The organism is Peptidiphaga sp. (assembly GCF_057238965.1).
In genome coordinates, this window is sequence record NZ_DBHHEV010000072.1 from 1 (window position 1) to 12,605 (window position 12,605).

Sequence of the window (12,605 nt, forward strand, 5' to 3'; positions counted from 1 at the left end):
CGCACCCCAAAAACCACACACACGACAAAGTTCGCCAAACCGCGCCGGATCTTTGAGCATCGGTTTTGGGCTAGGGCTTTCGTGTGGGCGGATGGTGTTGAACGTGGTTGGGCTTGCGTCGGTCTGTTGACCGCGTCGAGGGCCTTATCGGCCTTGTTTGCGGCAGAACCGCTTGTGTCTCAGTCTCTGGAAGGGCCGCTCTCGGGGCGCGGTTCTGGGTCCGTGGTCCGAGTTTTGACGCGGGTATGACGCGGCTGGGGCGGGGGCGGTGCCGTGTTCGAAGCCGAACGGCCCTTTGTCGTCGGCGATCAGAGAGGTCGGGATGGCTTCGCCGGTGTTGGGATCGGTGAGGCGGTCCACCGGCCGCAGATCGTCGACCACGCCCCGGGCCGAAGCGAGCTTGACCCCTGCGATTGCGTCGTTCCGGCCCTTTTCCGTCGGTCGATGCCCGGCACTCGTGCTTTGAGGGGCGGTCGGCAACGCCGGTGAGTCGCCGAGTCTTGTCGTCGGTGTCTTGTGTTCGCCGAGGCGAGCTTCCCGACCTTGTTTGGCCCGGTGGGCGGGGCAGCGAATCCCGGCGTGTCCTGTTGGCTGGCTCCCGCCGTTGTCTTTGGCAGTCAGCACGCAGCGGCAGTCCGTTGCAGCCATGGTCTGCAGCGCCGTCGACGGTCAGATTCTCCGGTTCGGCGTACCGCGGCCCGGGCCTTGCCATGGCTCTTAGGCGGGTGCTTGTCGTCGCAGCCGTGTCTCGGCGTCGTCCGCGCTGGTTTCACGGGGTGCCCGAGCTTTTCACGAGCCGTCTGTCGCGGGCTCGGGCTTGCCGGCGGCGTCAGGTCCGTTTCGGGAACGTCAAGCAGTTTGCAGAACCTTCGAGGCCGGCATTCCCTCGACGGTCCGGATTGCCGCGGGGTCTTTGAAAGGGCCTGGCAGAGCCTCCGCTTTTCCAGCACTGCAACTCGGCCGCTGTCTTGCTCGGTGCGAGGGCAAGGTCTTCAATTTCGGCCTCGCACTCGGTGCCACAGGGCCACGGGCCGGGATTTTCCCGGTCGCCCGGGGCGGTCTTGCCCGCCTCAGTCACCCCGGCCTTGCATCGGCCGATCGGCTGCTCGCACACCTTCTCCCTGCGGGCGGCTTCCGCGACGGCGGCCTGGCCGGACGGCGCGCTCAACATGATCCGGGCCACGCGATCCGCGGGCCGAACCTTGGCCGGCAAACCGACGTCCGCCCGCATCCAACACGATCCAAAGATCACGCAGGCCGAACGCCCGCGGCCGTCCCATAACGTCCTCCTGCCCCCGGACGCCGACCACGACCTCACAACCAACCCGCCAGAAAGCATCCCACAAGACAGGCCGTGCAAACTGATCGAGGAACCGGAGGCTTCTATCGGAGAGGTGCTCGAAGGCGTTCCCAATTGCTGAAGCCACGTTCCCGATTGCTGAAGCCACGTCGCCGGTCGTTTCAACAGAGGCTCTTTGATCGTCTCAACGGCGGGTCTATGGAGCCGTGCTTCGCCAGCCCGACTCGTGATGCCAACGGTTGCGCAACTGTGACTAGGATCGATTTTTCGTTGATCTGACTTTGCACAGGGGTCAGCGGGGTCATATGCGAAGGTGTTGCCGTCGTTCAGCGTTAGGTCAAAGAATTCAAGATTTCGTCCGGATATGGTTCGCTCCGATCCATGGGGTCGCTTTGAGGGCGCGCATGACAAACCCTGCAAATGCGATGTTTGAAGGAGGCTGCCGGAATGCTGCAAACCAAATATGCTATGTCGTTCAGCTTCGGAAAAGCCTGCTTTTTCCTATTGCCTACGCGGAACTTCTGCTTTAGGCTGAACTTGTGCGCACAAGAACGACCTGGAAAGTTGGGGACTGGGTTGCGAGCACCGGGCCGACAAGGTTTGACTCGGCACTTCGTCCAGGAACCGCGTGCACAAGCCGATCTGGGACCGCGTACACAAGTTTCCTGCGTGTAGGGGCTCATCCGTCCGCAGCGTGGGTATTCATAAGGAGCAACTCGATGGAGAGCAAATGGAATCCATCGCTGAGTCGGCACAAAGAGTCTAGTCGACGCGGCGGGTGGCTGCGACTGATTCCTGCCAACGGGTTGCGACTGATTCCCATGAATGAACGGGGCCTTTTGCGCGGCGCACACCGTCTCAAAGGCATACGCAGCCTGAGCGAGTTGCGGAGCTTCGGCAGGCCGCGGCGCTCAGGCAGGTCGAGTCGCTTCGTTTGCTCGGGGCGTATGAGCGGGTCAGGTCCTTTGGGTGTTCGCCGTCGTCGAGGCGACTACGGTCTTTGCGGCGCCGACTCTCAAGAACGGAAAGGCATGGAATGAGCTTCGAAGAAAGCGTCGTTTATCAGATTTACCCCAAATCTTTCAAGGATTCGACGGGGACGGGGGTCGGTGACCTTCGCGGAATCATCGAGAAGGTCCCCTACATCGCTTCACTGGGGGTCGACTACGTCTGGTTCAGTCCGTTCTTCCCGTCGCCTCAGCGCGACAACGGCTACGACATCTCCGACTACTGCGACATCGACCCGGCGATGGGAACGATGGAGGACTTCGACGAGCTTGTCGGCGCCTTGGGACGCCACGGCATAGGCGTGATGCTTGACATGGTTCTCAATCACACGTCCACGGACCACGAGTGGTTTCAACGCGCTCTGGCCGGTGAAAAAAAGTACCAAGATTACTACTACATTCGCCCGCCGAAGGCCGACGGCTCCCTTCCAACCAATTGGGTCTCCAAGTTCGGCGGACCGGCGTGGGCGCCCTTTGGCGACACCGGTGATTACTACCTTCACCTTTACGATCTCACCCAGGCCGATCTGGACTGGCACAATCCGGAGGTGCGGGCCGAGCTCATCGACGTCGTCAACTTTTGGCGCAGTCGCGGCGTGCACGGTTTCCGCTTCGACGTCATCAACGTCATCGGGAAAGACGCAGAGCTTCTCGACGCGCCCGCGGGAAGCGACGATCGGAAGATGTACACGGACGGCCCTGACGTTCACGCCTACCTTCGCGAGCTCAACGAATCCAGCTTCGGGCGCGACGCCGACTCGATAACGGTGGGCGAGATGTCCTCCACGAGCGTTGAGGCGTGCGTCGGCTACTCGAATCCGCGCAACCGCGAACTCAACATGGTTTTCAGCTTCCACCATCTCAAAGTCGATTACAAGGACGGCGAGAAGTGGACGTCCATGCCTTTCGACATGGGTGCGCTCAAGCGCGTCCTCAACGAATGGGCCGTGGGCATGCAGGAAGGGGAAGGTTGGAACGCGCTGTTCTGGAACAACCACGACCAGCCGCGCGCCATCAACCGATTCGGTGATCCGGGACGCTACCGCGTCGAGTCCGCGACCATGCTCGCGACCGTCATCCACCTCCTGCGGGGAACGCCGTTCGTCTACATGGGCGAGGAAATCGGCATGACCGATCCCGGCTACACCCAAATATCGGATTACGTCGATGTCGAGGCGCACAACGCGTACGCCGAGCTCGTAGAGTCCGGCTGCAGCGAACAGGAGGCATTCGCGATTGTCCGCGGGAAAGCGCGTGACAATGCTCGAACCCCCATGCAGTGGGATTCGAGCGAAGGCGCCGGGTTCACTGCCGGGGCGCCCTGGCTGCGTCCCACCGGTCAGGATCGAATCAACGTCGAGGAGGAAGAGTCTGCGGGCCGAATTCTCCCGTACTATCGGCGCCTCATCGCCCTCCGCAAGGAATGCGCGGTCGTCTCCCGCGGCACGTACGAACCGTACGCCATGGATCACGCCGACGTATACGCGTACATTCGCGAGCACGAAGGGCAGAGGCTGCTGGTTCTCACGAATTTTCGCCCGTGGGCGACGGAGATCGCCATCCCCGAAGAATTCCTCGGCGGCGAGGTTCTGATCTCGAACTATTCGCAGAACGGCGTTGAATCGCGGCCCGGTTCGCATTCGACGCCGGACTCGCGGCTCGATCTCGACTCGGCGTCCGGTTTCGGTTCGGCGCCTGAACCCGGTTCGGCGGACGACGTCGAACCGACGTTGACCCTGCGCCCGTACGAGGCGTTGGCGATTCTCATACACACAGACCCGTTCGGCGAGTAAACCGCTCGGCGAGCGAACACAAACGGCCGATGAGCGAGCCCGTGTGCGGGCCGAGCGAGCCGAGGCGGACGTCAAGGCGTCCATGCGAGGCAAGCAAGGCGGCACAGGCGAGCAACGGTCGGCGCACCCGATGAGTGCGCGGAACCGTCAGGGACCGCGCCCCCGCGTCGCCTTGAAGGCGGCGCAGTCAACAACACGCAAAACGCATATCCTCACTGCACTTGGCTTTGAAAGGAGCCTCATGTCTGACATCCCCGCTTCAGGCATTCCGATCGTTTCACCTCTCACTGGCGAAGTGATCGAATTGCCCGATGTTCCCGATCCCGTCTTCTCCTCGAAGGTGATGGGCGAGGGTTTTGGAATCAAACCTTTGATCGGCGAAGTGCTTGCGCCGGCGGACGCCGAAGTCGTCATGGTCGCCGAAACCCAGCATGCCGTTGCCTTCAAGATGGACTCGGGGCTCGAGATTCTCCTGCACCTGGGGATCAACACGGTGGAGCTCAAAGGCGGTCCTTTCCATCTCAATGTGAGCGCCGGCGACAGAGTGCGCGCGGGCGAGGCCATCGGGACGATGGACCTCGCAGGCATAGCTGCGGCGGGAAAGAAGACGGAGTCCGTCCTGGTTTTCACCAATGGGGACGAGTGCCTCGCCTCTTTGGATGTCAAGACGGGCCTGGCAGACGCAGGCGGTGAGGCAGCGCGTGTCACGCTCAAAGGAGCTGCCGCAAAAGCCCAGGCGAGGGCAAAAACCGCTCGGGTGGGAGCGGATGACTCCTCCGACGGGACCGACGTCGCCGCTCACACGGCGAACGGCTCAGCCTCGCCCGGCGCTATGGCTCCCAAAACCGAAGGGACCAATCCCATGAAAAACAACGGCCTGAGTGGCCCAAACAAACGCAAAGGAAAGAAGAAGGCGGCGTCGGCCGAAGAGCATGCCCAGCTCGACGCGGCTGCCCGCAACATTGTTGAAGGAGTCGGCGGGGCGGGCAACGTCCGCAAGGTGATTCACTGCATCACCCGTCTGCGCTTCTATCTCAAAGACGAGGCGTTGGCGGAGGACTCGGCGGTCATCGACATCGACGAGGTGATCGACGTCGCGAGGGCCGCCGGACAGTACCAGGTGGTCATCGGCCCGAAGGTCGGCCAGGTCTATGAATCGATTGTCAAGCTCCTCCCTCGCAACTCTGAAGATGACGTGCTCGGAGGCGAAGAGGAGAGGGAGCGCCCGACGACGCCGTTCGGCTGGGTCAAGTACGGCTTCAGCTCGCTGATCGGCGTCATCACGGGATCGATGATCCCGATCATCGGCGTGCTCGCCGCCTCGGGCATCCTCAAGGGAATCTTGGCGTTGCTCACCTACTATAAAGTTGTTGAAGCAAATAGCGACACATATAAGTTCATCGATGCGATGGCTTCGTCGATGTTCTACTTCCTGCCAATTATCGTCGGTTTCACAGCGGCGAGAAGACTGGGGGCCAACCCGATCATTGTGGCCATTATCGGAGGAGTGCTCTGCTTCCCGAGCTTGGTGGCGATGTCAAATCCCAAGGGCGGAGGATATCATGTCGTCGCCACGCTGGGCGATACCGTTTTCAACGCGGACTTCTTTGGCATTCCGGTGGCGTTGCCCACTGGAGAGAAAGGCATGGCCTACACCTCTACGATTTTCCCCATCATCATCGCGGCGTGGCTGGCTTCAAAGATCGAACCCTGGTTGAAGCGCTGGATTCCCGCCGTCATCCATTCGATGTTCGCCCCATTGGTCGAGATCTTCGTCGTCTCGACCCTGGTGTTGGTGGTTTTCGGACCTCTAGTCATGTTCTTCTCCGGCTTCATCGCCAACGGAATTGACTCGGTCATCGACTTTAACTACATTCTTGCCGGTCTTGTGATAGGCGGCCTGTACCAGACGCTCGTCATATTCGGTCTGCACTGGGCCGTCATCCCGATCATTGCGTCGCAGCTCGCCGCTTACCATGGAAACGGCCCATCGAAGATCAACGCCATCGTCTCCGTCACGATGATCGCCCAGGGGGCAGGAGCCCTCGCCATCTGGGTGAAGTCCAAGAATCCGCGCATCAAGCAGATAGCCGGGCCTGCGACGATATCCGCAATGTGCGGCGTCACCGAACCCGCGATGTACGGCCTCAACCTCAAGTATGGACGGGCCTTCATTACCGCCTCGATCGGCGGAGCCGTCGGCGGATTGGTGACCGGCCTCCTCAATGTCAACATGTGGGGATTCACCGGAGCGTTCGTCGGTTTCACGTCCTTCATCAACAAGCAAACGGGAGAAATCGATTCCAGCTTCACCGGATTCTGGATCGCGTCTTTCGTCACGGTGATAGTCGCCTTCGCATGCACCTACCTCTTCGGATTCAAGGACTCCGATCTGGAAACCGAGCGGAAGGTGGAGAAGGTTCGGCTCGGCAGGCGCGAGCCGGTCGCGAACTGACGTCGGCCAGCGCCACCAAGCGCTCCGCTTCGACCGACTGAACAAATCAAGGCTGGGCCGCGCGGTTGGGATGCCGCACGGCCCAGCTGCACGTTCTAGTGCCGCCGTGCGCTGATTTCGGCTTTAAGCGAGTCCGATACGTCGCTCCGCTCTCAGTGGGACCGCCGTTGCAGGGCCGCGTCGCCGATCAGATGGACGCCGGCAGCCGCCGGGCCGTCGTGTTGAACTCGAAGCCTATGGGCGAATGTCGCGAAACAGTGTACTCGAACAGCAAACCGTTGGTGTCGAAGGTCGATGACGTCACAGCGACGATGCAGCCCAAGCCTCCCAGGTGGAGGAGTTCGACGTCGTCCTCGGTCGCGGGCTCCACGGTGACGGTTCGCGTGGCGCTGCCGACCGTCACTCCGAGCTCGTGTTCGAGGTGCGCGTATATGGAGCTCTCGACGATGGTTCTGTTGAGGCTGGGGACGATCGATTTGAGGAAGACGTTCTCATCGAGAATGAGCGGCACGTCATTGAGCAGCCTCAAGCGGCGCAGACGAAGAATAACCTCGCCCACCGCCATGCCGCTTCGTTTCGCCAGCTCTCGGTCCACGTAGCCTTCCTCCAGGGAGAGCATGCGGGTGCTCAAAGAGAAACCGTTGCGGTCGGCCGCCTCCTTGAGGGATTCGATTCCTCCCAGGAGGAAGGTCGACGGCGGACGCGACGGGATGGGCCGACGCCGATAGATCACCTGGACGCCGCGTCCCTGCATGGTCAGGATGTGGCCTTGGCCGGCCAGAAGGGCGAGTGCCTTGCGGACGGTGTTGCGCGTGCATGAGAATTCGAGCGCCAAAGCGTTCTCCGAAGGCAACAGGCTCAGAAACTTGTACTCTCCCTGTTCAATCCTGTGCCGCAGGATCTGGAAGATGACATCGTACTTCGGATCGGCCACTAATCAAACTTTCCTTGTCTGTCGTAATCTCGAATCTGAACGGCCCCGCGAGGCGGCTTCGCGGCATTCGCCTTCGACGTCGCGTTTACGGAAACCGGAACCGATTTTATCAGGCGGAGGACGCGCAATGGGGAATGACGAGCTTGGAAAACGACACTGGGACTGTTAAAGAGAAGAGGGTGAACTTCTTGACTCTAAACAAAGCGGAAAAGCACGTAGGGAAAGATGAAGCGCATAGGAACGTAGGAACGACTTTCGCGCTGCGTGACGGCGTTTGCAAAACGCGAGACGCCCTTGAAGCGTATGTGCCTGTCCAGTAGTCTGGCCGCGAGAAGATGTCCTATTGAGCGTGACCTGGCGCTGGCTTCTCAGGCATCGGATCGGTTCGATGTCTCAGTCAAATTAATAGACGTTTAACCTTGGAGGGATGTCGGCATGTCCGCAGAATATCGCGATCTTCCAAAGCTTGTGGGTAAACTCAAGCTGGCGGCGATAGACGCTTATATTGGTAGTTCTTCTAACTTTTCCTTGAACAAAAGATCTAATAGTTATGTCCTTTCTGGCAAGTTAGGAAGTTTAGACATGAGTGTCTCCATGTCGCGTCCTAACGCGGATGGGACAGGAGGCGGCGAATTTGCGTCCCCGGAGAGGACTGAACGTAGTGGCTATAAGGAGCTTTTCGATCAGATTCGTAAACGGGTGGACAGGATTGTAAAACCATGGATGGATTTGCCCAATCCCTATTCGGATGGTTTTAACGGAAAAATAAATGAATACAGGGAAAAGGTCGTAGCCGTCCTGTCGGAGACGTCCTTTGAGGGCCTCGATCCTGCGGCGAAGACGACAGACGTGTCAACGGTCAAACTCCAGAGTCTTGAGAAAATCGCCCCCGGTCGCATGAGAACTCTGCTGAAAGGCATGAATGACTACGCTCCTGCGCTCGAAGGCAGTGCGTTCAACACGTTCCGTGCGACTTTTGTGACGTCGATGCCCTCTGTGATTGGGAATCTTGCTTTGTTGGCGCGCGTTCACGGCGAAACGCTTCTGGCGGAGCAACTATTCTTCAAGCAGCTGCGCAAGAAAGTTGTGGAGGTGGTCGAAAAGGCGACAGGCGCTTTTGAGGAGATTGCCGAAGAGGAAGACGGTGTTAGTTTTGACATGCTCTTGAATATTCTAATATGGGGTTGCATGGCGGCAACAATTCCCGGAGGAGGGGCGGCTGCGACGGCGCGCCTGGCTGGAGGCGCTTCTGTTCCCTTGGCGGTCCTTAAGGACGTTAGATCGTTAAAGGACAGCAAAACTGCAAAAAAAGCAACTTTTGAAGCGGACAATTTCGAAGGAATGATGAAAGAGCTCAAGAGAGCCTTTGAGGAAATTGGCGAAGACTTTAGGAACGCTGAGAAGGCTGTCGACGAGAACTTGCGTAGCAATATGAACTTGGTATTGGGGGACAAGGCAAATCACGGATACACAGACACTTTCTTCCATTTGACCCCGGCGCCCATCCAAGACGCCGCCGGGGCGACCCGAATGGATGAGAATGCGGTCAATCAGATGACTGTGGGCGACGGAGCGACGGGTGGTTACATGTCCCAAATAGCCGCGGAGCTCGAAAAAGCGGCCAAAGCGTTGACCGGCATTTCAATGGTAGATCTCGTTAGGCGCAAACATAATATTGGAATGGGCCCGACGGGGCCTGGCGGAGCGTTTGCCGAGCTTCGCCAAGTGCTCTATGAGCTGCTTCAAGATCTTCGGTGGAAAGTCGATGAAGGGAACGTCAACCTCCGGGCTGCTATGCGAGATTTTCAGGAGAGCGACGCGAGTTCGCAAAAGGCTTTGGGCGCGGTTGCGAGCAACATCGCGCAGGGGAGCGGGGTGGACCCCTGGGACCATAAGAAGCAGAAGGAGGAGAATTTGCGGCCCCACAGCAACGGCAACGTCTAAGCGTCAGGCTGCGGTGCCGTCCGGTGGGCGAGGCGTCTGTGCTGTGTGGCGGCGAGCGGGCCAGTGGGCGGCGACGTCTGACCGACACCGGAAACGTCAAGCCGGCATATGACGCGATGCATTTCGCAACACGCCCGCCCTTCGGCTTGACCGCGGAGTTTTCGAATTAGACTCAAAGCTCACGACGACCTCCGATCCACGACTCCGCGGGAGGGGAATATGAGCGCGAAAAAACGATTGACGACGAGCGCCGCCGCAGCTGCGGCATGCATGCTGCTGGCCCAGACCGCCCCGGCGAACGCCGCGCAGACGGTCCAAAATCCGGCGGGCCTTCGCGGCGAAATCGTCGCGGACGGAACCGGCCGGGGCGGCGGAGGGGACGATTCCCCGTCGCCCGCCGGGTCTGACGGGGCGGCTGTCGAGCCCGGCGCTGGCGGCCCGAGTCCCTCTGACGCGGGAGGCTCGCCGACGCCGTCGGGCGACTCCTTCGATCTGACCGTCATGGCCACCACCGACGTCCACGGACACGCATACAACTGGGACTATTTCCGCGATCAGCCCTATCCGCAGGGGAGGGTTCGCAAGCTCGGCATGGCGCGGGCGGCCACGATTATCGAGAACGCCCGGAAGTCAAAGCCGAAAGGGTCCGTGCTGGTCGTCGACAACGGCGACGCAATTCAGGGGACGCCGCTGACTTACGTGGCCGCGAAGCGTCCGCAGCTGTTGCAGGGGCGAACGCACCCCATGGCGGAAGCCTTCAACGACGTCGGATACGACGCTCAGGCGTTGGGAAACCACGAATTCAACTACGGGCTCGACGTCCTCAGAAACTACGGCGCCCAGCTGAAGGCGCCCCTTTTGGGGGCCAACGTCGTCAAAGCCGGTACGGAGACGCCGGCTTTCACGCCCTACACCCTCATCGACCGCACCATCGGCGGGAAGAGAGTCAAAATCGGAGTGGTCGGGCTCGTCACTCCCGGCGTGCGCGTGTGGGACAGGGCCGTGGTCGACGGCAAACTCGAGTTTCGCGACCCCGTTGTAACGGCGCAAAAGTACGTGCCCCAGATGAAGGCGCGGGGCGCCGACGTCGTGGTGGCGCTCGTGCACTCGGGTCTCGACGCGGAGGGCGTGGCCTGGAATCCCGCACTTCTCCAGGAGAATGTGGCAGGATCGGTGGCGTCGAAAGTCAACGACGTCGACGTGGTGGTCGGCGGGCACTCCCACGTGGACATTCCTTCGAAAGTCTTCCGCGCCCCCGACGGGGACCCGGTGCTTTTCACCCAACCGACCTATTGGGCTCAATCGGTTTCGCAGGTGACGCTTCCCCTGAAGGCGAACGAAAACGGGCGCGGCTACAAGGTTTCCTGGCCTCGGACCGATACGCAGATCGGGGCGCTCGCCCAGGCGAAGTACGCCGACCAAGTCGCCGATTCGCCGACATTCGCGGCGAACAAGAAGCTGAAGGCCGACCACGAGGCGACCGTCGCCTACGTCAACACCGTCGTCGCCCAGTCGAAGGAAAGGCTCACATCGGCGACGTCGCACTACGAGGACACGCCCATCCTCGACTTTGTCGGCCGCGTCATGGCCGACAACGTCAGGCGCGGGCTCAAAGGGACGAAGTACGAGGGCCTGCCCGTCGTCGCCCAGACTTCGCCGTTTTCGCGAACCGCAGTGTTCCCGAAGGGAAACGTGACGATCAAGGACATCGCGGGGCTCTACGTCTTCGACAACACTTTGGGCGGAGTGCTCGTCACGGGGCGCGAGCTCAAGGATTATTTGGAGCACTCGGCCCGGTACTTCGTGCAGGTCCCGGAGGGGTCGACTTTCGATCCGAGCAAAGTCAACGCCAAGTACGACGGCGCGACCCGCGGGATCCCGGACTACAACTACGATGCGCTCACCGGACTCCGGTACCGAATCGACGTGTCGAAGCCGGTCGGCAGCCGCATCGTCGGCCTGAGCTATCCGGACGGCCGGCCGCTGGGCGACGGCGACAAGCTGATCCTTGCGGTCAACAACTACCGGCAGAACGGCGGCGGAGGATTCCCTCACATGGGCGGCAATGCCCGCGTCGTCTACGACGAGCAGCAGGAGATTCGCCAGCTCCTCATCGACTACGCGCAAAGCGCAAAGACCATCGACCCGGCTGTATTCTTCGAGCGAAATTGGGAGGTTGTCACGAGTTCGTCCGCCGCTTCCGCTCCGTCGGCGAGCGCTCGGCCTTCTGGCGGCGCCCCGTCTGCCAGCGCGGCGCCTTCGCGGCCGGCTCCTCCAGGCTCGGCGGATCCCTCCGACGCCGCTCCTTCCGGCTCTCCGGTCCCGTCCGCTTCGGGCGCGGCGCCCTCCGCTTCGAACGGAGCGTCGTCCGGCTCCGAGGCGCCGTCCGGCTCGGGTGCTTCGCCAAGCGCACACGGCGCCCGGGGCGCCGGCGATTCGGACGGGCGGCAAGAAGCGCGGAACCCGCGCCGATCGCCGGACCCCGTCGCCGACCGTCGGCGGACCTTCAATCAGAAGTTGGCCGCGACCGGTCTGGATGCACGCGCGTTGGCGTTTGCGGGCCTGCTCGCAGCCGCCGCGGGATGGGTCGCGATTCGGCGCAAGCAAGCCTCCCTCCGCCGTCGTCCGTGAGCGGATTCATCCGAGGGCGTTGTCTCCCACTCACAGCTGCCTAGACAACTCGCTTAGAATGGGATGAGGCAACAGGCGCCCCGCGCCTCGCAACGACTTAGGAGACAGCCCCAGTGGGAAAGTTCATCAACAGAATCCTCCGCGCAGGCGAGGGTCGCACCCTGAAGAAGCTCGAGGCGATCAAAAAGCAGGTCAATGCGCTCGAGCCCACTTTCGAGGACATGACGGACGAGGAACTCCGGGGGCAGACCGAGCAGTTCAAGGAGCGTATCGCGGACGGCGAAACCCTTGACGAGCTCCTTCCCGAGGCTTTCGCCACTGTGCGCGAAGCCGCCCGGCGAACCATCGGGCAAAGGCCCTACGACGTCCAGATCATGGGCGGCGCGGCGCTCCACCTGGGCAACATCGCCGAAATGAAGACCGGCGAGGGCAAAACGCTCGTGGCGACGCTCCCCTCTTACCTCAACGCGCTCACGGGCAAGGGCGTGCACGTCGTGACGGTCAACGACTACCTCGCCTCCTATCAGTCCGAGCTCATGGG

Annotated in this window: 6 protein-coding genes and 1 pseudogene; 6 read left to right on the plus strand and 1 reads right to left on the minus strand. The window is 61.2% G+C overall.

What is annotated here, in order from left to right; translation table 11 throughout:
- Positions 1–1,085: 1,085 nt before the first annotated feature.
- The 3 genes from ACO48X_RS08640 to ACO48X_RS08650 all read left to right on the plus strand — a co-directional run bounded on the left by ACO48X_RS08640 (position 1,086) and on the right by ACO48X_RS08650 (position 6,555).
- Positions 1,086–1,421: a hypothetical protein gene (locus ACO48X_RS08640; RefSeq protein WP_485001679.1), complete on the plus strand. Its 336-nt coding sequence runs from the start codon at positions 1,086–1,088 to the stop codon at positions 1,419–1,421.
- A 915-nt stretch (positions 1,422–2,336) separates the two neighbouring features.
- Positions 2,337–4,100 (plus strand): alpha,alpha-phosphotrehalase, encoded by a 1,764-nt coding sequence (gene treC, locus ACO48X_RS08645; protein ID WP_485001680.1) that lies wholly within the window; start codon positions 2,337–2,339, stop codon positions 4,098–4,100.
- Positions 4,101–4,341: 241 nt separating this feature from the next.
- The gene (locus ACO48X_RS08650) at positions 4,342–6,555 is read left to right on the plus strand and encodes a PTS sugar transporter subunit IIABC (RefSeq protein WP_485001681.1); all 2,214 of its coding nucleotides are present in this window, start codon (positions 4,342–4,344) and stop codon (positions 6,553–6,555) included.
- A 187-nt stretch (positions 6,556–6,742) separates the two neighbouring features.
- On the opposite strand, the gene ACO48X_RS08655 is transcribed toward ACO48X_RS08650, so the two are convergent.
- Positions 6,743–7,489, minus strand: a complete 747-nt coding sequence (locus ACO48X_RS08655; RefSeq protein ID WP_485001682.1) for a UTRA domain-containing protein — start codon at positions 7,487–7,489, stop codon at positions 6,743–6,745.
- 435 nt (positions 7,490–7,924) lie between these two features.
- On the opposite strand from ACO48X_RS08655, the gene ACO48X_RS08660 reads away from it, so the two are divergent.
- The 3 genes and pseudogenes from ACO48X_RS08660 to ACO48X_RS08670 form a co-directional block, all read left to right on the plus strand.
- On the plus strand, positions 7,925–9,433 hold the full coding sequence (locus ACO48X_RS08660) for a hypothetical protein (protein ID WP_485001683.1): 1,509 nt from the start codon (positions 7,925–7,927) through the stop codon (positions 9,431–9,433).
- Between the two features lie 219 nt (positions 9,434–9,652).
- Positions 9,653–12,064: a 5'-nucleotidase C-terminal domain-containing protein gene (locus ACO48X_RS08665; RefSeq protein WP_485001684.1), complete on the plus strand. Its 2,412-nt coding sequence runs from the start codon at positions 9,653–9,655 to the stop codon at positions 12,062–12,064.
- Between the two features lie 113 nt (positions 12,065–12,177).
- Positions 12,178–12,605: pseudogene (locus ACO48X_RS08670) on the plus strand (preprotein translocase subunit SecA); the annotation flags it as partial.